Genomic DNA, 24,226 nt, shown 5'->3' with positions numbered 1-24,226 from the left:
ACTTTAGCGCGCTCCCCAATAAAATTGCGCCCAGGTGCTTTCTCCACCAGAGGTGTCGAGGGATTGATCGCCTAAGATTTTTACCTTTAAATGACTGTCGGCAAAGTTGGCTGACTCAAATAGCACCACATCATCCTTTAGCTTAACTTTAAATAGTGTGGCGGTATCTAAAATAGTACTGTTGTCGCCATCGGCTTTAACAGACCAGCTTGCACCGTTACCTGACTTGAGATATTGTCCGGTCAAGCTCGATTTTAATGCAACAAAGTCACCCGATAATCTTTCTAGGGTAAAGAAGTGGGCATTGGCATCAGCAGGTAAGTTAGCATCCGCTCTAAGGTTGTTTGCCTCATCAACATATAGCAGTTCATTATTAGTGGCAGAGCGAATCCAAATCTCTTTTCCTAGCGGGACTTTAGGGGCTTTTTGCCAAACATATTGTGACCAAGTACCTTTGCTGCCATCGCGGTCTATTTTATAGTCATTCTTTGCAGAGGTGCGCATAAACTTACCTGGGTAGTTTCTAGCACCTAACAGTAAGTGACCGTCACTATTTAGTTGCCATTGCCATAAGGAGAAGTTGCCATTATCTGTAGCAGCTTGAATAGCAGCTTGTGCTGCTGGCTGATATTGCAATAAGTCTGTGCTGCTTCCGCCATAAGTAGCAAGCTTTACAAAGCCTTCTGTTGAACTAGTTACTTGAAATATACTGGCTAAATTTGTATATGAATTTCCTTGATTAGCGTGTAGCAAGTTTGACGTTTCTATAGGATCGTTTTTACTGTTATTTAGGCGAACAAGCTGACCTGAATGGCGTGATGTAAGTACTATGTTTTCACCATCAGGTATACTAGCAACACTCGGGTTACTTAACCGAATAACAGTGAGTGACATCGGCTCTAATTGGGTATCAATCACATTCCCATTAATAGTTACGTTGCCTTGGCTACCATTATCATCCTGAGCGTAGCTAGGGTATTCATCTTCTGCATTGCTTCCCTGGTAAACCCAGCGAGCGTATTTTGTGGTGGGCTGATAACCGTTAAGTGTTAAGCTAATGTCCTCCACTAAATTGTTCTTATTTAACAATATTATCGCCATTTCACCAGTGTGAGCATCAAAGCTGGCGTAGCTTCTAACTTTTCCGTGTTTAGCTGGCACGTTTAGTATGCTGCTTAGGGTATTAGAGTTAATAATTTTTAATACTTGTCCTACAGGAGTTAGGGTGTTTTCTTCGGTATTTTCTAGTGAATTAGAAATATTGTGATATCCGCCATAACGACCCTCAAATGAAGTATGAGTGTTCCAGTGGATTAAGTGGCGTATATTTTTGTGAATTGACGCACTTAAGGTCATATCGGCAAAAATAAGTGATTTCCATAAGTCATTGCCAAAGTTTCCTTCAGGTGTCGTCGTTGGTGGTAGAGGGTTAGGCTCAGGTAAGTTCTGATGCGTAAACCGAGTATTTGTATCACCAGCGAGGCCATCAGCTGAAAGGGTTCCATCACTATTTACTTTTAAGAAGTTGCCGCGATTATTGTAGGCTTCCAATTGAAAGTAATTTCCGCTCGGAGCAAATACCCATATGCCATGATCTGATATTTCATCGCTGGTATTTCGAGTGGTCGTACTTGTAGTAGTTTGTTGATTATTGTTTGCATTTGAGCTTATGCAGGTGGTATTTCCTGTTTTATTTACCATAGTTAGACAGTGTTCGATAAAGCCTGCCTGACTATCTTGCGGATGAATGGTAACGGCGTTTTCACCGTAGCTGGCATCGGCATTTTTTATGATAAATTGATACGCTGTACTTTCAGAGCGGAATTTATCGGCACTTAACGAATTGTCTGCTTGCATACCAACAAACTTTTTACTGCTGATTGATTGGAGCATACGAGGTGTATCTCGAGGTAGCCACATGTTCGGTCTGGCTAATACTTGGTATTTCCAAAGTAGATTGAATTGCTCAGCTAACCACTTTTTATCTGTACCGAGAATAAAGTTATTTGTTGCTTCATCAAAGGTGAGGTAGTTGCCAAGGTGTTGCTTGGACTCTAAATAATACTTTTTCTTACGTTCTCTCAAACGCCATTTTGAGCCTTCTTCAGTGGCTATACCGCCAACAGTTAGCGGTGCAGTAGCTGATGATTGACTTTTTATATAACCAGTGTTGCTATTTTTTAGTTTTAAACCAAACCAAGTATCATCAAACATTTCAATATCAATCATTTGATTTTCATTGGTGACGGTACTGAGTTTAGTTAAGGTTAGTTTGTCTTGTGCTAACCCAATATAGCTATTGTCACTGGTTAACTGAAAAAAGCGTCTGCCAGTGGGATCTTCTTCCGCAAAGCTGCCGCCATTAATGCCATACTCTGTCACTATCATAGGTACATCTTTATGGTTGGTGCTAGCATCAGCATAACCTTGTAACTTATCTATCTTAGGAATAACTGTGCCAGTATGGTCTCGCCAATCTTCATAAGACTCGGTCCAAGTGGTATTGTGTAAGTACTGGTGTGGTGAAATAAAATCAATATGTGCTGAGACGATAGGATCTGCTAACGCATCTTTAACCCAGTTAGCTCTACCGTCTTCACCAAAACCAATTTGAATGCTTGGATCTACAGATTTTAGCGCTTTTGCCATAGTAACAAAGTTGGCGAAATAGGCTTCTTTATCAGTATGGGACTTTACTTCATTACCCAATTGCCAATATTTAACGTTATAGCCACGGGTGATATTGGCATATTTGACCCACTCAACCGCGTGGGTTATTAAATCATCAAAAGTCACTACAGTATCTGGGTAGTGACTTGTGTCATAAGACAGCATGTTCACCATGACTAACGGCTCAGCACCTGTTTTGTCTGTGTAGCTGATAAATTCATCAAAATCTAATGAATTTTTAAAATAGCCATTATCGTCAACCGCCCAGTATAGGCTTCCAGGAGGTGCCCCTAAAGAGGCTACTCTAGGTGTAAGGCCTGTTTCACCATCGTTGTAAGGTGCATCAGTAAATAGATAATTGTCACCTAAGCGACCATAAGGAAAACGTAGGAAACTCAGTTTCATTTCCTTAGCCCTGTCCTTCATTGATACCTTGCGGGGCATATGTTTATCTGAAGATAGCAGGTAATTCATGTTCTCCCCGATATAGGGGCCGTTTTGGTTTTTTATTACTTGCTTGTAGTCTATGTTGATAAACTCTGCTGCTTGGCTATGTGCAGAACTGAGTACACATAGGCTGCTAAGAGTTAACAGTAAGTTTTTCATCTCACGAGATAACATTGCGCTACTCCTTACTTGCTAGTTTTATTTATTGTTATAAAAGAATCGAGGGAGAACGTTATCATATAAAAAGTCTTGATGGCAAATGTTGTTGTACTTTTTCTATACAGTGTTGTTTTTAGTATTGAGAGCTGGGTGCGTTTCTGTTTGTGGAGTTTAAAGGGTTTTGGTGTTTTTTTGTTTTGATTTTTTGTTTCTGTTTTATAGCGGCTTAATATATAATTTAAGGATAACGTTTTCATTGTTTTGCGCCGGCGATGACTTGAATGTTATTCATAATTAATTAGGTTAATATATTGTAACTAATAGCGAATTTATTAAGTTGCAGTGCTGGAATAAGGAGTATCAAACTTAAAATGGTCACCATTAAAGATGTTGCAAGAGTTGCTGGAGTATCAACATCCACTGTATCTCGAGTTGTTCGTAAAGAAGGGAAAGTAGGCAAGGCTTGTCGAGCAAAAGTTCAAAAGGTCATTGACGAGTTAGGCTATCGACCAAATATTAATGCGCAGGCATTAGTAAATAAAAAATCAAAAACGTTAGGGGTTATAGTACCAAATGTATCCATGTCATTTTTTGGTACGCTTGCCTGCGGCGCTGAGCGTGAAGCAAAAGCACAAGGTTATCGTTTATTAATCAGTAATGCATTTGGTGATGAAAAGGCTGAGCTTGAAGCTCTTGATTCATTAATGCAGCATCGATGTGAAATAATTGTCATGCATAGTGTTCATACACCGGATGAAACCTTGTGTGAGTTAGCTGAAAAAATTCCTGGTTTGGTTTTTATTAATCGCTTTATTGCAAAGATTGCCCATCGCTGCGTTTGGCTTGATAACACCCGAGGAGCGCAAGAGGCAACACAATTTTTATTAACTGCGGGACATAAAGATATTGCAGTTATCACGCGAAAAGATATGAACCATGATGCGCAAAGTCGTCTTGATGGTATTGGTATGGCGCTTAGTAGTGCAGGTATCAAACTAGAGAAAGATGCTATTGTTGAAGCTGAAGCGAATATGGATGGTGGCCGTATTGCAGTTAAAGAGCTAATGGCCAAAGGTGATAAGTTTTCTGCAATTTTGGTATATAACGATAATATGGCTATTGGTGTTGTTCACGAGTTAAATGCTTGTGGTTTAAAGGTGCCAGAAGATGTATCTGTTATTGGCTTTGATGATTTACTTATCTCTGTTGCCTGTTTACCACAATTAACGACTATGCATTACCCGATAGAGGAAATGGCACGTTACGCATCTAAATTAGCAATAGAATTATCGGACCAGGATGGCTCTGCTGTCAGGACTCACTTATTTATGCCTCACCTAGTAAACAGAGGTTCGGTACTGGATATTAGCAGTACATAATGACAAACCTAGCTCATTCAGAGTTAATCAATAATGCCCCGACACTAAAGCAAAAACTTGCTATTGGCAGTGGTTTTTTCAGTTTATTCTTTCTTGATAAAGGCTGTGAACTGCTTGCTATTCCTTTTTATCAAATGACCTTGGCGGTAGATCCATTTCTGTTTAGCTTAGCCTTAACTATTCCTATTGTTTTTTCCGCTTTTCTTTCGCCTTGGGTAGGTCAGTTTTCAGATTTATGTCAAAGTAAACTTGGTCGAAGAAGGCCATTTTTAATTATTTTTTCTTGGTTAAGCGCCTTGTTTTTTGGCTTAATTTGGATGGTGCCTCAATCATGGTCAACTAACTGGCAATTGCTTTATTTTTTTATCACCACATTGTTATTTTATGCTGTTTCTTCTTTTTATAGCATCCCGCTCACGTCTCTCTCCTATGAGATCACTCAAGATGTTAATGAGCGGGTTAAAATAATGGCTGTTAATTCCTACTTTAGTAAAGTGGCCTCTTTTTTAAGTCAATGGTTGTATCCATTAGCAACTTTGACCGTTTTTGGTAGCGTGTTTGTTGGCATTAAAGTTGTTGGCTGGGGACTTGCTATTGTCGTTTTTGGTATTGCTGGCTCTTTACCCGCATTTTTTATAAAAGAATCTGGGGCTGAGCAGAAGCCAAGAGAAGATAAAAAGTCAGCTTTGGTTAATGTAAAAGAGGTATTGTCTGTTCCTTTGATGAAGCTCGTTGCTGTCACTATGTTTATTCAATTGGGCTGTGCTGCATACGCTGCAAAAATGGATTATTACGTTTTAGTCTATTACGTTAGCGGCTCTGATATTGGCCAAGGAGCGGTTTGGAAAGCGGTTCTCACCATGGGGTATGCCGTAGTTGCTACCATTCATATCCCGATAGTGGCTAGCTTATCTCGTTATTTAGGTAACATTAATGCTTTGAAAGTTGTTTTTGCTTTAGCATTGGTTGGCGGCATTGTTAAGTGGTTTGTATTTGTTCCTGAGGCTGGTTGGTTAATTTTATTAGACCCTATTCTTTGCGCAGCAATATGGACAGCAATGACAATAATTATTCCTGCTTTAATTGCTCAAGCAAGTAATCAGGATAGTGAAAAATCTCAGCAGCGCAGGGAAGGGAGCTTTGCGGCAACACATACATGGATAGCAGCTGTTAGTGTCATGTTTGCCTTGATGCTTGGCGGCTTAACTTTAAAAATGATTGGCTTTGATGCTAACCTCACAGGGCAGCAATCAGAAGCTACATTACAATGGATGAGAGTCATTCTTTCTGTTGGTACGGTTGCCGCTAGTGCAATTGCCCTCGCCTTGATCAGTATTTATCAAAAAAGGCATTTAGCGGCATAAGTTATCATTTTGCTTTTAAATGCAGCCAGTACTACTTGTTGTAAAAGCTGGTGGACTCGCGTTTTACTAGTCTAGGTATATATTTATAGCTTTTTTTATCGAGTGTAGCGTTTTTCTCGGCTAATAACTCAAGGGCAATGTTCGCTGCTTGCTGCGCCATTTCTTCTATCGGGTAGTTTAAGGTACTTAATTTTGGTCTAGAGTAACGTGACAATAAAACATCATCAAAGCCAAGTATGGAAATATCAGCAGGTACTTTGTATCCGTTATCTTCTAAAGTCGAAATCGCACCAATTGCCATAGCGTCGTTGTATACAAAAATGGCAGAAAAGCTTGCGCCTGAAGCCAATAGCTTTTGAGCCGCTAGCTCGCCACCTTGCAATGTAGGTTCGCCAATTTCGATTAATTCTGAATTAATCGTCAACTGCGCTTTTGATAACTCTTGTTTAAAGCCTTTTACTCGTAATTGCGGATCATCAATTTGGTGGGTACTGGTTATGCAGGCAAGTTGCTGGTGGTTTAATGCCAATAAGTGCCGAGCCGCTATTTTTCCGCCTTCAAAATTGTCTAACCACACACAGCGATGAGCAATTTCTTCAATGTATCGATCGATTAGTACTAAACCCTTAACTTTTTTACTTAGTTCAATTAATGTTTCATCGGATAGTTTTTTGCTATGAACAACCATCACATCACAGCGCCTTTCTATGAGCAAATTAATTGCCTGCATTTCTGTTTCAGCACTGACGAGGCCTGTACTTAATAGCAATTGCATGTTTCTTTGCCGAGCTACTTGCTCCACACCTTGTGCTAGTGAGGCAAAAAAAGGGTCGACCAAGTCTGGGATAACAACACCTAAAGTCGTACTTTTTTGGGTGACCAAAGCACGAGCATTCGCATTGGGGCTGTAATTTAATTCAGCCATCACCTTAGTGACTTTCTCAATGGTTTTTTGACTGACTTTGGGGCCATTGTTCAAAACTCGTGATACTGATGCGACAGAAACACCTGCGATGCGAGCTACGTCTTTAATTGTTGCCATAAGGGTAAATGTTTACATTGATGCGTTGTAGTTAGCTATCCTTGAAATATACACTAAGTGCGGTTGTTTCATCAAGTTAGGTTTAATTGCAATACAACTATTTGCATACTTCGAGGTAAACGTTTACCCTTGTTTCATGTTTTTAATAATTGTGATTTTGAAATTATGACAATTGAGTTTGATCCGACAGAGCATCCACATAGAAGATATAACCCGTTAATTGATGAATGGGTATTGGTTTCACCGCACCGCGCCAAGCGACCTTGGCAGGGGCAAGTGGAAAAATTAGATGAACAAGACAAACCTGCTTATGACGAAAATTGTTTTTTGTGTGCTGGCAATACTCGCATCAATGGTGAAGTAAATGATGACTATAAAAAAACTTTCGTTTTTACTAATGATTTTGCGGCAATCAAACAAGATACTCCTAGCGCTACTAATAATGACCCACTATTTAAGATGGCCACAGAGCAAGGTGAAAGCAGAGTAATATGCTTTTCACCTGATCACAGTAAAACTTTGCCACAGCTTTCGGTAAAAGAAATTTCGAGGGTTGTTGATACCTGGCAACAGCAATGTCAGGAATTAGGGAAAACGTATTCCTGGGTTCAGGTGTTTGAAAACAAAGGTAGCGTTATGGGCTGCTCTAACCCTCATCCTCATGGTCAAATTTGGGCACAACAACAACTACCAACGCTAGTGATGAAAAAGCAGCGAGCACAGGCGGCATATTTTTCCTCTCAGGGAAGCAATTTATTACAAGACTATGCTGTAAGAGAAGTTGAAAACCAAGAACGTATTGTGGTGTTAAACGATGATTGGTTAGTCGTTGTGCCTTACTGGGCAGCCTGGCCTTTTGAAACCTTATTATTGCCACGCTTTACGGTTTCTCGTATCACGGAGCTTAATGAGCAACAAAAGTTATCTTTGGCTGATATTCTCAAACAAATAACCATTAAATATGACAACCTATTCCAATGCTCTTTCCCATACTCAATGGGCTGGCATGGAGCGCCATTTGATGGTGAAGAACATAATGAATGGACATTGCATGCGAGCTTTTTCCCGCCGTTACTACGATCATCTACGGTGCGTAAATTTATGGTGGGTTATGAAATGATGGCGGAAGCGCAAAGGGATCTTACCGCAGAACAGGCAGCACAAAGGTTACGTGATGTGTCTCATATTCACTATAAGGAACAAAGCTAATGACTGTTTCAAATGAAAGCCAACAAACGCTAGTTCATAATTTATTTGAGCAACAATTTCAGTATTCGGCGCAAGTCATTTGTCATGCCCCAGGGCGAGTGAATTTAATTGGTGATCATACTGATTATAATGCTGGTTTTGTACTACCAGCAGCCATTAACTTTGGTACTACTATAGCGGCATCAAGGCGTGATGATAAGGTGATTAAAGTGTATGCCCATGATTGTGAACAACAAATTGATGAGTTTAGCCTAGCGGATATTAGCTTTAATCAAGAGATGATGTGGAGTAACTATATTCGTGGCACCTTAAAGGCGTTAATGGCAGTATACCCTGATATTAATGGCGCTAATTTAGTGGTGTCAGGTAATGTGCCTCAAGGCGCTGGTTTAAGCTCTTCGGCAAGCTTTGAAATTGCCATTTTGAATACTTTTTGTCAGTTATATCAGCTAGATCTTGATGGCATCAATGCTGCGCTGATTGGTCAAAAAGCAGAGAATGAGTTTGTTGGTTGTAACTGCGGAATTATGGATCAACTAATATCGGCTATGGGACAGAAAAACCATGCCATGTTATTAGATTGCCAAGATTTATCCTTTGTTGATGCCCCAATACCAGAGGATTTAACGCTATTTATTGTTAACTCTAACGTTAAGCGTGGCTTAGTGGATAGTGAGTACAACACTAGGCGTGAACAATGTGAGCAAGTGGCTAAACACTTTGGGAAAAATACGCTTCGAGAAGTAACCTTAGAGCAATTGATTTTAGCCAAGGAGCAACTCACGCCAGAATTATTTAGACGTGCTCGACATGTTATTACTGAAAATATTAGAGCAGTCGCTAGCTTAAAAGCGTTAAAGGCTAATGATATGGCTGCGTTGAGTTGTGCGATGAAGGAGTCTCATATTTCTTTGCGCGATGATTTTGAAGTAAGTACCAAGGAAGTCGATGGACTAGTCAATATTATTGACAATGTGCTCGGCGAGCAAGGTGGCGTTCGGATGACGGGAGGTGGCTTTGGTGGTTGTGTTGTTGCTTTAGTACCAAGCAATTTAGTCTCGGCTGTCGAAATTGCGGTAAATAGCCAATATGAGAAAAACTTTGCAATAAAGCCAAGTATCTATTTATGTACAGCAACGCAAGGTGCCTTTAGGGCATCAGCATAATAAATAATTATAATTATAAGGTGATCAATGATGGATTTTACAAATAAATTAGGGGCCATAGACAGTACGATATTCATTGTTTATGTCATAGGTCTATTGTGCTTAGCACTATGGATATCTCGCAATGAGAAAAAGGAAGGCGCAAATACTGAAGACTATTTTTTAGCAGGTAAAGCCCTACCTTGGTGGGCAATTGGCGCTTCGTTAATCGCCGCTAATATTTCAGCCGAGCAAATTATTGGTATGTCAGGCTCTGGCTATGCCATTGGCTTAGCTATTGCTTCTTATGAGTGGATGGCAGCAATAACCTTAGTGTTAGTGGGTAAGTACATGTTGCCCATTTTCCTTAAAAATAAAATATTTACCATGCCACAATATTTAGAGCAGCGCTTTGATAATAAAGTTAAAACCACTATGGCGATCTTTTGGTTGGCGGTATACACCTTTGTTAACTTAACTGCCGTGCTATGGCTGGGTGGTTTAGCTATTGAAACCGTTGCAGGTGTTGACTGGATGTTCGGTATGATATTTTTAGCCGTATTCTCAGTAGCTTACTCCTTGTATGGCGGTTTAAAGGCGGTTGCCTTTACCGATATTTTGCAAGTGGTGCTATTAGTTTTTGGTGGCTTATTATTGAGTTATCTCGCATTAAATGCCGTTTCAGATGGTCAAGGGCTATTAGCTGGCTTTACTGTGCTTACCGATAAAATGCCAGAGCATTTTGATATGATTTTAAGCCCAGAAAATGAGCATTATATGAGTTTACCTGGTATTTCAGTACTTATTGGTGGTATGTGGGTAATGAACTTTAGTTATTGGGGCTTTAACCAATATATTATTCAGCGCGCTTTAGCAGCGAAAGATATTAAAGAAGCGCAAAAGGGCATTGCTTTTGCGGCTTACCTTAAATTATTGATGCCAGTTATTGTTGTTTTACCAGGTATTGCTGCAGTGATTCTTTACCCCAACTTAACGACACCTGATCAAGCCTACCCATCTATGATGGCGTTAATGCCTGTAGGTATTAAAGGGCTAGTATTTGCCGCCTTAGTTGCTGCAATTGTCTCGTCGCTAGCATCTATGACCAATAGTATCTCTACCATATTTACTATGGATATCTATAGTCGTTTTAAACCTGAACAGAGCCAGCGCCACTATGTTCATATTGGCCGTATAGCGGCACTTGTATCATTATGTATTGCTTTAATTGTTGCTCAGCCATTATTAGGTAAGTTTGATCAAGCCTTTCAATATATCCAAGAATTTACCGGTTTCTTTACTCCGGGGATTGTCGTGATCTTTGTTATGGGCATGTTCTATAAACGTACAACCTCAATGGGGGCGTTGTCAGCGGCATTAGGCTCAGCAGTATTCTCGTTTCTACTTAAGTTTGCTTGGCCAGAGTTACCCTTCATGGATCGTGTTGGTTTAGTATTCTTACTATGTTTAGCGCTATGTTATTTAGTCTCAATAATGGGTAAAACTGACGGTAATGACGCCAGTGTTAGCCTAGATGAAGTCAGCTTTACCACCAGTAAGCCGTTTAATATCGCCTCACTTGGCGTGGTACTTATCTTAACTGCTTTGTATGCCACTTGGTGGTAATTATCATAAATAAAAAGGTCAGCTCTGGGTGAGTTGACCTTTCCATCCTAAGGAAAATATATGCAAGTTCTTGTTACCGGTGGTGCAGGTTATATTGGCTCACACACTGTTTTATCATTATTGCAAAGCCAATATGACGTTGTTGTATTAGATAATTTATCAAATTCAAGTGTTGAATCCATTAAGCGAGTTGAACACATTACTGGTAAGTCAGTGACCTTTATCGAAGGTGATGTTTGTGATAAAGCTAAGTTAAGACAGGTATTTAGTGACTATACCATTGAATCTGTTATTCATTTTGCTGCTCTAAAAGCTGTTGGCGAGTCAGCGCAAATCCCTTTAAGTTATTATCAAACCAATGTGCATGGTTCTGTTTGTTTATTAGAAGTGATGCAAGAGAATAAGGTAAATAACTTTATCTTTAGCTCGTCAGCAACTGTTTATGGTGAAGAAAACCAAGTGCCTTATGTAGAGACCATGAAATTAGGTACGCCTTCTAGCCCTTACGGCGCAACTAAGGTTATGGTTGAAAGGATTTTAGCTGATGTAGCTTTAGCCAATGCTAAATTTCGCGGTGTGTCTCTGCGTTATTTTAACCCTATTGGTGCCCATGAAAGTGGCATGATAGGGGAAGATCCTAAGGGCATTCCTAATAACTTGTTACCCTATGTTGCGCAAGTTGCCGTGGGTAAGCGTGACAAGCTGAGCATTTTTGGTGATGACTACCCAACGCAAGATGGTAGCTGCGAGCGTGACTATTTACATGTCATGGACTTAGCACAAGGTCACGTTGCTGCGCTAGATTGGCTTAATTGCCACGGTGACTTTACCGGTGTTGAAGCTTTTAATTTAGGCACCGGCAATGGCGTATCGGTTTTTGCGATTGTTAATACGTTTGAACAAGCAACCGATCAGCGCATTCCGTTTGAAGTTTCGCCAAGAAGGGCGGGTGATCTCGCCGCTTTTTGGGCAAATGCAACTAAGGCTAATCAAGCGTTAAATTGGCAGGCTAAGCGAAGTTTGCAGCAAATGATGATAGATACCTGGCGCTGGCAGTCGAATAACCCCAATGGCTATCTAGAACAATGATAGATTTAGCGTCGGTGTTATTAAGCAATAGTCACGGCATGACGGTTGAAGTCATTAACTTTGGTGCGCGGATAACATCTATTAAATTTCCTGTTAATGGTGTTGCAACAGAAATGACCTTAGGCTATTCATCTATTCAGGATTATATTGGTGATGAATATTATCTAGGGGCTACTTGTGGCCGAGTGTGTAATCGTATTGCTGGTGCTCAGTTTCAACTAGGTAAACATTTATATCAGTTAACGAAAAATGACGGCGATAACTGTTTACACGGTGGCGTCGACAACTTTGCAATGCGCTACTGGCAAATTGATGAGGCGACCCTTACACAAAATTCGGTGACTTTGCACTTACACTCTGCCCATGATGATCAAGGCTTTCCCGGTAATCTAACTGTGTCGGTAACATATCAGCTAACCGCAGCGAACGCATTAATTATCGAGTATTATGCGACAACAGATAGGCCAACACCGATAAATTTAACAAACCATTGTTATTTTAATTTAGGTGAAAGCAGCGGCAAATCTTTATATCTACAGTTGATGTCTTCAGCTTGTTTAGAAGCAGATATTGATAATATCCCTACGGGAAATTTGTTGTCACTAGAAGAGCAGGGCATTAATTTTCGAGAGCCTCAGTCTTTTGGCACTAGGGAAAAGTTAGCACAAAACACTTTATTAAAGCACCAGCCAAGCTTTGATCATTGTTTTATCTTAGATAACACCCCTTTTGAGCAAGCAAAAGCCGTGCTTACCTCAGTAAAGCAGCAAGTAAGTCTGTCGGTTTTTACCGATCAGTCAGCAATACAGCTTTATAGTGGCTACTACTTGGCAAAGCAATTTTCTAGCGGTCAAGGGGTGTGTTTAGAAGCACAAAACTACACCGACGCTGAGAATCATCAGCATTTTCCTAGCAATGTACTACGGCCAAATGAGCAATATCAGCGAAAAATAATTTATCAGTTTGCCTCGATTAACTGATTTAGCAACACTTCTGGCAGCAACAACTTAGGTGCAGACTAATAAAGCTATTTGGTGATAGAAGTATCAATTAAAGGATAATAACATGACAACTCATCAGCATGCTGGTAAGCAAGCTAGGCCAGAAGATATTATTAACGTAGCTCGCCTAGTGACCGATTATTACCAGTACAGCCCGGACGTAAATATAGTCGAGCAAAGGGTGAGCTTTGGTACCTCCGGTCATCGAGGAAGTGCTTCAAACCATAGCTTTAATGAACATCATATTCTGGCTATTTGTCAGGCGGTGGCTGAATATCGTTTTAGTCAAGGTTATCAAGGACCATTATATTTAGGTAAGGACACTCATGCTTTATCAGAGCCAGCATTTGCTAGCGCCCTGGCTGTGCTCATTGCAAATAATGTAAAACTTGTAATCCAAGCTGATGAAGGATTTACACCAACACCAGTGATATCTCGTTTAATTATTGAACATAATAACCAGAATAGTGGGCAGGCTGACGGTTTAATTATTACCCCCTCTCATAATCCACCTGCTGATGGCGGCATTAAATATAATCCACCACACGGCGGCCCTGCAGCGGGTAAGGTTACTCAGGTAATTGAACAACGTGCCAATGAAATATTGGCAAATGACCTTAAAGAAGTACGTACAATCGCTTATGCTGATGCGATTAATTCGCCAGAGCTTATTAAGCAAGACTTTGCCAGCTTGTATATTGAGCAATTGGCACAAGTTATTGATATGCAAGCTATTGCTGAGGCTGGTGTCAGCATAGGAGTTGACCCTCTAGGTGGTTCCGGCATTCACTACTGGCCTAAGATTGCTGAGAAATATCGGCTTAACATTGAAGTTGTTAATCCGGTAATTGATGCGGCATTTGCTTTTATGCCGTTAGATAAGGATGGAAAAATTCGCATGGATTGCTCTTCTCCTTATGCTATGTCGGGCTTAATTAAACTTAAAGAGCGCTTTGATATAGCCATTGGTAACGATCCAGACTTTGATCGCCATGGTATTGTTTGCCAAAGTGGTGGTTTAATGAACCCAAACCATTATTTAGCGGTGGCCATTAACTATTTAATGACTCATAGACAATGGCCTAATGACGCTAAAGTTGGCAAAACCTTAGTTTCCTCTTCATTGATTGATAGGGTGGCGAAAGCCTTGGGTAAACCAGTGGCAGAAGTGCCTGTTGGTTTTAAATGGTTTGTTGATGGTTTACAGCAAGGAAAGTTGGCTTTTGCTGGTGAAGAAAGTGCCGGTGCTAGCTTTTTATCTAAGGACGGCTCCTGTTGGACAACGGATAAAGATGGCTTTGTTTTGGGTTTATTGGCAGCAGAAATGCTAGCAACGACAGGGAAAGACCCCCATCAACATTATTTAGCTTTGACAGACAGTTTAGGAGAGCCACATTATGCCCGTGTGGAGGCCCGTGCAAATAGCCAACAGAAAAGCATATTAGTCAATCTACAGCCAAACGATATCACCATAGATATTTTAGCTGGAGAGCGTATTGAGCAAGTGATAAATCATGCTCCGGGCAATAATGCCGCAATAGGCGGGCTTAAAGTCACCACTAAAAATGGTTGGTTTGCAGCTCGCTCATCTGGCACCGAAGATGTTTATAAAATATATGCTGAAAGCTTTTTAGGTACAGCGCATTTAGCGCAAATTATAGAACAAGCAAAAACGCTTATAAGAAACTTATTTGATGCTAAGACAAAGGGGGAATAACAGAGGGAGTTATCTACGTATACTCGTGGTACTGTAGCAACATTGGTAGTTAAGTTATCGTGAATATATCAAGTATTTAGGAATGTAAAGCCAAAGTTGGATTAAAAATGCTTGATAAATAATAAAAGTTAAGAGTCACAATTTGAATATTCGATTTAGTTTTTATACATTGCTTCTTTTTTATACTGTGGTTACATCACTGCACGCTAGAGATAGCCTACAGTTTTTAAAATCATCCTCTAATTCAAACCAAGCCTGTGTTGGCTGCCACCAGAAAAGTTATCAGCAGTGGTTAAAGTCTGATCATGCTAAATCTATGGCTTTAGCAAATAATCAAAACGTGTTGGCAGATTTTAACAACAAATATGTTGAACACTATGGTCAAAAAGCGAAGTTTTATCGGCGAGGGGAGCTATATTTTGTCGATATTGCTTATGATGATAAAAAGCAAACTCTACCTATTAAATTTACATTTGGTCACTACCCTCTACAGCAATACCTGGTTGAAATTGAACAAGGGCGATTGCAAGTACTTCCGTTTGCTTGGGATAGCCGCCCTATAGAAGAAGGGGGTCAGCGTTGGTACCACAATTATAGTAAAGAGGAGATAAAGCCAAACGATAGATTGCATTGGAGACAGCCATTACAAAACTGGAATGGTATGTGTGCAGATTGTCACTCGGATGGTTTACAAAGGAACTATGACGTAGGTAAAAACCAGTTTAACAGTCAATTTGATAATATAAACATTGGTTGTTTATCTTGCCATGGCAATATGACAGAGCATGCTGCGCAGGAAAAAAATGTAAAACGTGATGTTGTTGCTGATATTACTTCGACAAAGCACCCTACTGGTCAGTGGTTGAGGGGCATTAATGATAAAGTTGCTAGTTGGCAAGGACTGCCGCGTGATAATAGCTTTATGGATACTTGTTTTTCTTGCCATGCGTTAAGAGCACCTCTTGGTGATGGAATTAATGCTCAAAAACCATTTTTAGATCAATTTACTCCGCAGTTAATTGCTGCTCCGATTTATCATGTTGATGGTCAAATTCAGGAAGAAGTCTATGTTTACGGCTCTTTCTTACAAAGTAAGATGTATCGTGCAGGAGTCAATTGTTTAGATTGCCATGACAAGCATACAATGAAAATCAAAGTCGAAGGAAATGGACTGTGTTTACAATGTCATTCGGCGCAAGAGTACCAAGCAAATTCACATCATCAACATCAAGAGAATTCAACTGGCAGCCAGTGCGTTAACTGTCATATGCCTGACAATCGTTATATGGGGGTAGACGACAGGAGAGATCATAGCTTTAGAGTACCTAGACCAAATGTTTCTATTGAGTTTAATACACCGAATGCATGTACAAAATGCCATGATGATAAAACGAATCAATGGGCAAATAAGAAGCTAAACCAGTGGCACGGAAAGCCCCAAAACATATTGCCAACCAAACATCTGATGATGAGGTTAAACTCAGGTCAGCCAATAACATTGCAACAACATTTATCTATTGTTGCTGACACTCGTTTAGATGTTATAACCAGAGCTAGTGCTTTACAGCAATTGCCATATAGCACAAATCAGCTTTCTGCCAGTTACTTAAGTGCTTACTTAACGCACAATGAGGCACTATTAAGGTTAAGTGCAGCGATAGTTTCCACTTTATTAAGTTCTACAGAAAAAGAAGTGTATTTAACGCCGTTATTAAACGATGATTACCGCGCAATTAGGGTAGCTGCGGTAAGAAATTTATTGTCGATAAAGATTAGCCATAAGTACATGGAAGCATTTCAGAGCGCATTTAAAGAGCTTACTTTGGCACAAAAGGTCAACAGTTGGCGAGGGGAAGGCATTGTGAATCAAGCGGTCAGGTCTATGGATATTCATGATATAGGCTCGGCGGAAAAGCAATTAAAAAGAGCTATGGATGTAGATCCGTATTTCGACGCAAGTTATGTCAACCTTGCGGATCTGTATCGTGCACAACAGAGACCTTTATTAACTTATACTGTGTTGCAAAAAGGATTAATAAATATACCTAATTCCAGTGGGCTGAATTATTCAATGGGCTTACATTTTGTTAGGGAAAAAAAGCTGGATAAGGCTATCAAATACTTTGAGCAAGCTATAAAGTTTTCTCCTGATAATTCTCAATATGCTTACACCTATATTTTAGCAATTGATGGACTAGGTGATTCAAAAGAGGCGTTATCTTCTTTAGAAAAGTTGATAGTATCCTACTCAGACAAAACACAGCTTAAAGAGCTAGGACTTTACTTATCACAAAAACTGCAAAATCGGGAGAGCTATCAATGATTTTTACGTTGGTAGAAAATTTTTCTTTAGTGGGTAAACTATTAAAGCTTGGTCACAATGTGGTCACAGAACCAAATTTTAATCAAAAATGACCATAGAGGGCTGCGGTCTTTTATGAGTAAGTGGCCCACCCGACAGGAGTCGAACCTGTGACCTATGCCTCCGGAGGGCATCGCTCTATCCAGCTGAGCTACGGGTGGACATTAACTTTTTAGTTGTTAAAACTGCTTCTTACTTTGCTTCACCAATTTGACCTTAGTGGTCGTGTCCCTCAACTCCCTTTATCTCGTGGGTAGTGGCCTCCGGAGGGCAGCGCTCTATCCAGCTGAGCTACGGGTGCGCTGGAAGCAGGCGTGATCTTAATGAAAACCTAGGAATTTTCCACTGTTATTTTCAATTATCCTTAATCCTAGGCATTTTTTGCGAAATCATCGGGCTGAGGTTGATTTTTAATCTATAAAAATAATAGTGATTACTAACTAACTTAGATAAAAACTTCTGGTTAGATTCGGTTATCGACATCTTGTGAATACGATGGAAATTTAGGCCTCATTTTTTTAAATTAATTTTTGTTTTTGTTCTTTCTATTTTAAATATCCTAACAATCAAACGCGGTACAGAAAAACTCGAGGGTGGTATAGAGTTTGTCTTCGTCGGATTCAGATTTTACAGACAGGGCAATGCCGCGCATGAGGGTCATTAAAACATCGGCTAGTTCTTCTGGGTTTTCGGATTCTAATTTTTGTAAACGGATTTTTATATATGTTTGTATTTCTGTTTGCTGTTTGGCTATTTCTTCTAGCAAAATTTTATTTCGACAAAAGAGGTTTCCTTGCAGAATTAAACAGCCGGATCTGTGATTGTCGTTTAGGTAAAATTCTAAACTCATTTCAAGGCAATTCCTGAACATTTCACTGGGGCTTTCTGATTCTTTTAGGGTCTGTTCAAGTTTTCCTAAAAACTGATTTTTATACAGTGCTAAGGCGCGTAGAAAAAGTGACTCTTTATTACCATAGGTAGCATAAATAGAAGTAGCGGTTGCATTTAATGTTGAGCACAATTCGGCTACTGATACATTTTCAAATCCGTACCTTTGAAAGAGTGTTAGGGCTCTTTTTAGGCCTTCGTTAGTATCTAGTTTTCTCGGCCTGCCTCGTGTCGTGGAAATATTTGTATCATTCATTACAAAATATAGATAATTGCTAGGAATATTAATTGTATTAAACGCTACAAAAAGCTATTTTACAAGGCTTTCGAGATAAATAAGGCGGGTTTTTTATAAATGTCGTACAAGCAAGTGACGGGGTGCTAGTGGATTTAATGTAATCATCACTACAATAATCTAAGAGGTTTTAAAATCGATTATTGTAGTGATTGATATAAAAATTGATAAGGCGCTTTTTCGGCGTCCTTAATCAGCGCTTAAAACGGTTTGTTTATAAAGTTCTAAGGCGTGAATATTGTCTTTTTGCGCCTCTTTGATTTGCGCTAAAAGCAACACATCGCGACGTTCATTTGCAAGCTTAATGGCCTTGGAAAGGGCCTTTTCGGCAAGCATATAATCGCCAGAATTATACGCAAGTTGTCCTAGAGTTGAGAGTATATCAACATTGGAATCGTCCTTTTTAAGCCACCCTTCTAGCTGTTTAATTGCACCATTTGTTTGGGTATTTTTGAGCTGTCGATAGAGATTATAGAGTACCGGTATTGGACCACTTTTCTGGCTATTCACTAAAATTGTTTGTGCTTCTTCATACATCTCTTGATCGATCAATTGTTGAGAATAAGCTGCAACCTGACCGGATTCTTTGCGAACGCCTCTAGGTAAAGATTGCCATTTTTCCTTCAATTTTAACGCACCTTCTTTGCTGGCAATTTCTGCATATTCACCTTTTGATGCTTTTAATAACCAGTAATCGTATTCCTCTCCAAGTGGTTTTTTCCACTTTTTAACGTGCTCTTTTAATACTGTAAATTTCCCAGTTTGCTCTAGTGCTCTGGCCCACAATTTAATGATATTCGGATCTCGTTGGATCTTTTCTGAGGCTTCATTGATGTGTGTAAGTGCTTGCTCACCCTGATTTTCTAAGACTAAATCACGGATAAGGCATAGATTTGCGGCTAAAGCGGTTTTGTCTTTTTCTGCTGCTTCATACCATAACTCTCGAGCATCAACTTTGTTATTAAGCTGCGCTTCCACTTCGGCCAAAGCTAATAAGTTAATGCCGTCAAAATCTTCGTTACGTATTTTGTTTAAAGATTTTTTGGCTTCTAAAAAGTTTCCTTCTGCAAGTGAAATTAAGCCGTTGGTGAAAGCTTTTTGTTTACGTCTGCTGCTAAATCCGAACAACCAGTCTTGTGAGCCTGCTAAGATATCGATGAGCTTTTTAATCAGAATGATGGATAACCAAGTCACAAAAAACAAGCTAACAACTAAAACCACAAAGCCGAAAATGGAAACCTGATAAGTACCACTTTCAAGGGCGATTAGAAAATACCCTTGGTAATTAATTAGACTTGGGCCTGCGTACAAACCTACGATAATGAGGCCGATGATAATTAACAGCAGAATGATTTTTTTCATAGTTCAAACTTCCCGTTTGAGAATGCGTTGCTCATTCGGTTTTCTAGGATATCTTGCAATGGTTTTGCGGCATCAAGTTGCTGAGGATATTTACGCGCGACTTCCGTTTCTTCGAGATTACGTAACGCGTCTAACATGCCTGCCACTTCAGTGGTTTCAAGATCATAATGCTGAACAATTAATCCTATCGCCCGTTGTAAACTTTGTTTAAACAGAGTGTCTTGCTCTTTCATTATTGCCGTTTGCGCTTGCATTAATGCAAAACGTAACTGCTCTTTGGCTAGCCACTGTTGTTGTTGTGATAGTAAGGGTTCAACTGGTCCTTCATTGGCTTGATATTTAAAGTTGCTCTCAATATAGGCCCAAACTCTTGCCATTCCCGTGAGTTCTTCTGGCTCAAAACCCTTCACTTCTACTTCTGGTAACGACAAGGGTAGATTATTAACTTGTTGCACCATGCCTGATAACGACAAAGCGATAGAGGTTAATGAAACCTGATTGATCTGTTGAAGGTTTTGAATATCGCTGGCAATAAATTGTCTTACTGGTAATAAAGACGGATCCGCTAAATCTTGTAATCGGCTATCTGCTGCTTGCAGCATAGCCACGGCAGTGCGGACATCATTTTCCAACCAAAGTTTTCGACCGGCCATGCGTACCAAATAATCTGCTTCTGCTAATAACCAATCAGCTGGACGACGACCTGATACGTCTGCAAGATTTTTACTATTGGCTTGCGCTTGGGTCAATGCTTGGTTAGTTAATTCGTTTTGCTTGGCGATGGACTCTTCAAACTCTGTTTGTTGAGTACCTAACTGACGAGCTAATTGGTCAATTGTTCGACCTTGCTCTGAAATAGTTTCACTTTGCGCCGTCAAAGTTGCATTTTCATTATTTAACGTACTATTCCATTGTTGCCAAAACCAATAACCGGCAGCTGCAATAGCTAAGAGGCAAAGCAAATTAATTAATGTGACAAACCATAAAAATCCAGTTTTCGATTTACCTTTAGCTGGCGCATCTTTGCCTGGAGTGTTCTTAGATTTGGGCGTAAATGGCGGTTTTTCGCTTTTTGTTTCAACTTTAGCTTTGGGCTTCGGCTGTTCCTTTACTTCGACGTAGGACGCATTCTCGATTTCCAAGGCTTTCATTTCCTCTTCGAGGGCGGTGATTTTGTCTTTTTCCGTCATTTAGCGCTCCAAAAATTGATTGATTGCGTCTTTTAATTGCTCGTCACTTGCACCAGCACTGAGATATACCTGTTGTATACCTAGTTTAGTTGCATAATCGGCAAGACGCTGACTAACCATAATCCAAGGTGTAGATTTTAACCAATTTTGGTCAAATTTGTCCCATGCTGCTTGGATAATTTCGCCACTTGTAGCCACAATACATTGAATGTCTTGCTGCTGCCAAGCTTCTGTTTGCGAATAATTTACACATGGCAAACGATTATAGAGGTTGATATGTTCCACCTCAGCCCCTCGTTGTTGCAGTTCTGAGGGTAACATTTTGCGGCCGCCAACACCTTTTAGCAGAAATACTTTGTGGCTCGATAAATTTTGCAATTGTGGGAGCGACAATAAGCCTTCTGAACAGGCCATGTCAGGCACAATTACTTGCTCGGTTAACTGTGTTAAACGCTCACCAGTGCTTGGACCTACCGCAAAAACAGCGAGTTCAGAGGGCCAATCTTTGACACCTTCAATAACGATTTCGGCAGCGTGCGTGCTGACAAATATGCACTTACTACGGCTAATTTGCTGTGCATCCATGGCTAAAATAGTTTGCGCAAATTGCTGTAGATTATCCTGATTTATGTCTATTTCTATCAGTCCTACACCAACGGTTCTAATACCTTGTTGTTGCAAGTAACGGGTACTTTTTTCAAATTTTTCTTTTGGCCGCAGCAATAAAATAGACATTTATGTTACACGTATGCTTCTGCTAAATATTCTTGTGCGCCTAGCTCTAACAATTTCTCAGCTACTGCATTACCAAGTTGTTCGGGTTCTGCAATATCGCCGTACTGCTCAGCCATAATAATCTGTTTTCCAGAAATAGAGCCTACCAAACCACGCAAGTGTAGTTGATTATCTATGATTTCGCAGAAACTGCCGATGGGGACCTGACAGCCACCTTGCAGTTTAGCGTTAAGCGCCCGTTCTGCCACCACACGGGTCGCAGTATCAGGGTGATTCAAGGGTTGTAATAATGCCACTAATTCTGCGTCTTCAGTACGACATTCAATCCCTACAGCACCTTGACCAACAGCTGGTAAAGAGACCCTGCTACTAATTTCTTGTCGTATGCGGTCAGCCATATTTAAACGAATTAACCCCGCTGATGCTAAAATAATTGCATCGTATTGGCCTTCATCTAGCTTCGCTAAGCGGGTATTCACGTTGCCGCGCAGATCTTTTATCTGCACATCTGGGCGATACGCTTTGAGCTGGACTTGCCGACGTAAGCTTGAAGTGCCAACAATCGCGCCCTTGGGTAGGGAAACAATATCTTCGTATTTGTTGGATACAAACGCATCTAATGGATTTTCCCGTTGGCAAATAGCGTGTAAACCAAAACCATCGGGAAATTCGACAGGAACATCTTTCATGGAATGCACTGCAATATCGGCTTCGCCTTTTTGCATAGCCACTTCCAATTCCTTGATGAACAATCCTTTACCACCTACCTTTGCAAGTGGTGTATCTAAAATCACATCGCCCTTTGTAGTCATAGGGACTAGTTCAATTGCAATGTGAGGGTGCGCCTTTTCTAATTCTGCTTTGACAAATTCTGCCTGCCAAAGAGCAAGGGCACTTTTACGGGTAGCAATTTTAATTACTGAGCGAGTCATAAACAATCCGATTAACCTTTTAACACCATTTTAAGGTTTTGCTGACCGGATTGGTACAGCAGAGTTGTAAAAAACCTGACAACCAAGCTGATCTACATCAATAGCAATGAAAAAAGTTTAAAAGTTAACCACTAATGGGTATTGCTCGTCAGCTTTTCGAATATATTCATCACGGTTTTCGAGCCACTTTTCCATCACGCCGATACTATAATTTAGATAGAGTTTGTTATTTACAATTGTAAATGCCTCTTCATCTATACCAACTAAGTTGCCATCAGCCATTGCGTAAGCGCAATATCCACCGTACTGGGGGGCATATTTCTCGGGATTTGCGACAAACATGGCTTTATGTTCTTCCGATGAAAAATGCCACTGCGCGCCACGCCAATCATAACTAATCTGTTTGTTACCTTTTACAGGTTTGTTTTCGGTGAAGTAGGCCACTGTATCGTAACCATAAATAGCGTGATTATTAAAAAAGCCTGTCTCAATGGGATCTGAAGCGTGAGCCGCAGTGAAAAACAAACTGGTTAAGGCAAATATTAGTACTTTTAAAGCGTTCATGAGGAATCCGATTTGGTAAGTAAATTATAGTTACTTACAAAACCGGCTATTCAGACTTAAAATTTCATCACAATTTTATCACGGTCTAAATTAACTAAGTAGCAATTGATTATAGTGAACACTTACTTTCGTTATCGGCTTCGTATGTAAGTGAAAAGCATCAGTGGAGCTCTACTAATTAACTAACCGCTGATTAAAAAATTCACGAGTGACTTGCCAACTCAGTTTTTGCAACGCCGTTGCATCTTCGGCAGAAAGCGTACCATGAAAAATCAGACCTTCGGGGGATTTACCATACAAACTGGCATAAAATACACAAGCAGCTAAGTAAGTACCAGCTTCGCTGGGATGCTTCCAATCTCGGCGATATTTTAGTGAAGCATCTGCTTTTCCGAGATTATTTACCGTCAACACATCGGGCACATACAACTCAATGTTTTTCAGGCTACTTTGCGCCTGAGCAAACGCTAGACCTACGGGCACTACGGGCACATTATAACGATTTGCGATTTTAATATAAGCGTTGGCTAATTCAGTGCTCATTTTGGGTTGGCCTTTGTAACCCCATGTCATGAACAAGATTGGTTTTATGTCTTTTTGTTTGATCAGTGTAATGGCTTTTTCCATGGCTCGTTCAAACAGTGCTTTCTTTTTCGAGTGGATGGGTTCATTACTGTGCCCTTGTAACACTATTCCTTGCCAATTTTGTTTAGGATCGCTGAGGTAATAGTTGAGATCAGTTAGCTGTTCATAAATATGACCGCCAGAAAGGGTTGAGAGTCTCAGTCTATTCTGACCAGTCTCCCATTTCCCAGCAGATCTGATTAAACTGCCTAAGTGATTATGAATCCCGTTATTGTAAAAACTAAAACTATTGCCAATGAACAAAATTCGAGTGACTAAATCGAGATTTCTGACTTCTGGCGTATAAACATCTTCAAATGGGTCTAGCGCTTGCGAATTCAGGTTATCTAAGGCATTTACTTGCACTGTAAAGAGTAGCGAGACAGTCCATACAATAAAACAAATAGCGTTATTTCTCATTGCGTT

Annotated in this window: 18 protein-coding genes and 1 tRNA gene; 9 read left to right on the top strand and 10 right to left on the bottom strand. The window is 40.1% G+C overall.

Annotated elements, in window-relative coordinates:
• Positions 1-3: 3 nt before the first annotated feature.
• Positions 4-3,291 carry an alpha-L-arabinofuranosidase family protein gene (locus ABWV72_RS17490; RefSeq protein ID WP_353372066.1) on the bottom strand — a complete coding sequence of 1,096 codons (3,288 nt, stop codon included), beginning with the start codon at positions 3,289-3,291 and terminating at the stop codon, positions 4-6.
• A gap of 356 nt (positions 3,292-3,647) precedes the next feature.
• Here ABWV72_RS17490 and ABWV72_RS17485 point away from each other — a divergent pair, with 356 nt between their 5' ends.
• Together ABWV72_RS17485 and ABWV72_RS17480 are read left to right on the top strand one after the other, a co-directional pair.
• Positions 3,648-4,655: a LacI family DNA-binding transcriptional regulator gene (locus ABWV72_RS17485; protein WP_353372064.1), complete on the top strand. Its 1,008-nt coding sequence runs from the start codon at positions 3,648-3,650 to the stop codon at positions 4,653-4,655.
• Entirely contained in the window at positions 4,655-6,019 is a 1,365-nt protein-coding gene (locus ABWV72_RS17480) for an MFS transporter (RefSeq protein ID WP_353372062.1), read from the top strand. The genes ABWV72_RS17485 and ABWV72_RS17480 overlap by 1 nt, the downstream gene beginning before the upstream one ends.
• Before the next feature lie 31 nt (positions 6,020-6,050).
• Here the strand turns inward: ABWV72_RS17480 and ABWV72_RS17475 are convergent, their stop codons facing one another.
• Positions 6,051-7,061 carry a LacI family DNA-binding transcriptional regulator gene (locus ABWV72_RS17475; protein ID WP_353372060.1) on the bottom strand — a complete coding sequence of 337 codons (1,011 nt, stop codon included), beginning with the start codon at positions 7,059-7,061 and terminating at the stop codon, positions 6,051-6,053.
• A gap of 165 nt (positions 7,062-7,226) precedes the next feature.
• Here ABWV72_RS17475 and ABWV72_RS17470 point away from each other — a divergent pair, with 165 nt between their 5' ends.
• The 7 genes from ABWV72_RS17470 to ABWV72_RS17440 all read left to right on the top strand — a co-directional run bounded on the left by ABWV72_RS17470 (position 7,227) and on the right by ABWV72_RS17440 (position 17,171).
• Positions 7,227-8,270: a UDP-glucose--hexose-1-phosphate uridylyltransferase gene (locus ABWV72_RS17470; RefSeq protein WP_353372058.1), complete on the top strand. Its 1,044-nt coding sequence runs from the start codon at positions 7,227-7,229 to the stop codon at positions 8,268-8,270.
• A complete protein-coding gene (gene galK / locus ABWV72_RS17465) occupies positions 8,270-9,436 on the top strand; it encodes a galactokinase (protein WP_353372056.1) in 1,167 nt (388 codons plus the stop codon). Before ABWV72_RS17470 ends, galK begins: the two co-directional genes overlap by 1 nt.
• A gap of 30 nt (positions 9,437-9,466) precedes the next feature.
• On the top strand, positions 9,467-11,041 hold the full coding sequence (locus ABWV72_RS17460; RefSeq protein ID WP_353372092.1) for a sodium/sugar symporter: 1,575 nt from the start codon (positions 9,467-9,469) through the stop codon (positions 11,039-11,041).
• 60 nt (positions 11,042-11,101) lie between these two features.
• Positions 11,102-12,130: a UDP-glucose 4-epimerase GalE gene (gene galE / locus ABWV72_RS17455; RefSeq protein WP_353372054.1), complete on the top strand. Its 1,029-nt coding sequence runs from the start codon at positions 11,102-11,104 to the stop codon at positions 12,128-12,130.
• Entirely contained in the window at positions 12,127-13,110 is a 984-nt protein-coding gene (locus ABWV72_RS17450) for an aldose epimerase family protein (protein ID WP_353372052.1), read from the top strand. Before galE ends, ABWV72_RS17450 begins: the two co-directional genes overlap by 4 nt.
• Positions 13,111-13,195: 85 nt before the next feature.
• A complete protein-coding gene (gene pgm, locus ABWV72_RS17445) occupies positions 13,196-14,848 on the top strand; it encodes a phosphoglucomutase (alpha-D-glucose-1,6-bisphosphate-dependent) (protein WP_353372050.1) in 1,653 nt (550 codons plus the stop codon).
• A 142-nt stretch (positions 14,849-14,990) separates the two neighbouring features.
• A complete protein-coding gene (locus ABWV72_RS17440; RefSeq protein ID WP_353372048.1) occupies positions 14,991-17,171 on the top strand; it encodes a multiheme c-type cytochrome in 2,181 nt (726 codons plus the stop codon).
• Between the two features lie 123 nt (positions 17,172-17,294).
• Here the strand turns inward: ABWV72_RS17440 and ABWV72_RS17435 are convergent.
• The 8 genes from ABWV72_RS17435 to ABWV72_RS17400 form a co-directional block, all read right to left on the bottom strand.
• Positions 17,295-17,371: transfer RNA gene (locus ABWV72_RS17435), tRNA-Arg, on the bottom strand.
• Positions 17,372-17,769: 398 nt separating this feature from the next.
• A complete protein-coding gene (locus ABWV72_RS17430; RefSeq protein WP_353372046.1) occupies positions 17,770-18,354 on the bottom strand; it encodes a TetR/AcrR family transcriptional regulator in 585 nt (194 codons plus the stop codon).
• Between the two features lie 228 nt (positions 18,355-18,582).
• Entirely contained in the window at positions 18,583-19,755 is a 1,173-nt protein-coding gene (locus tag ABWV72_RS17425) for a heme biosynthesis protein HemY (protein WP_342806394.1), read from the bottom strand.
• Entirely contained in the window at positions 19,752-20,945 is a 1,194-nt protein-coding gene (locus tag ABWV72_RS17420; protein ID WP_342806396.1) for a uroporphyrinogen-III C-methyltransferase, read from the bottom strand. The genes ABWV72_RS17425 and ABWV72_RS17420 overlap by 4 nt, the downstream gene beginning before the upstream one ends.
• On the bottom strand, positions 20,946-21,680 hold the full coding sequence (locus ABWV72_RS17415) for a uroporphyrinogen-III synthase (RefSeq protein WP_342806398.1): 735 nt from the start codon (positions 21,678-21,680) through the stop codon (positions 20,946-20,948).
• 5 nt (positions 21,681-21,685) lie between these two features.
• On the bottom strand, positions 21,686-22,612 hold the full coding sequence (gene hemC, locus ABWV72_RS17410; protein ID WP_216049223.1) for a hydroxymethylbilane synthase: 927 nt from the start codon (positions 22,610-22,612) through the stop codon (positions 21,686-21,688).
• A 117-nt stretch (positions 22,613-22,729) separates the two neighbouring features.
• Complete coding sequence (locus tag ABWV72_RS17405) at positions 22,730-23,176, bottom strand: YHS domain-containing (seleno)protein (protein ID WP_216049222.1); 447 nt, start codon at positions 23,174-23,176, stop codon at positions 22,730-22,732.
• Positions 23,177-23,350: 174 nt separating this feature from the next.
• Positions 23,351-24,220, bottom strand: a complete 870-nt coding sequence (locus ABWV72_RS17400; RefSeq protein ID WP_353372042.1) for a DUF4886 domain-containing protein — start codon at positions 24,218-24,220, stop codon at positions 23,351-23,353.
• Between the last annotated feature and the right edge of the window lie 6 nt (positions 24,221-24,226).

This window comes from Aliiglaciecola sp. NS0011-25 (genome assembly GCF_040370605.1).
Lineage (GTDB): Bacteria > Pseudomonadota > Gammaproteobacteria > Enterobacterales > Alteromonadaceae > Aliiglaciecola > Aliiglaciecola lipolytica_A.
Note: the sequence above shows the minus strand (reverse complement) of the source record. Positions and strands in the feature narration are given on the sequence as shown.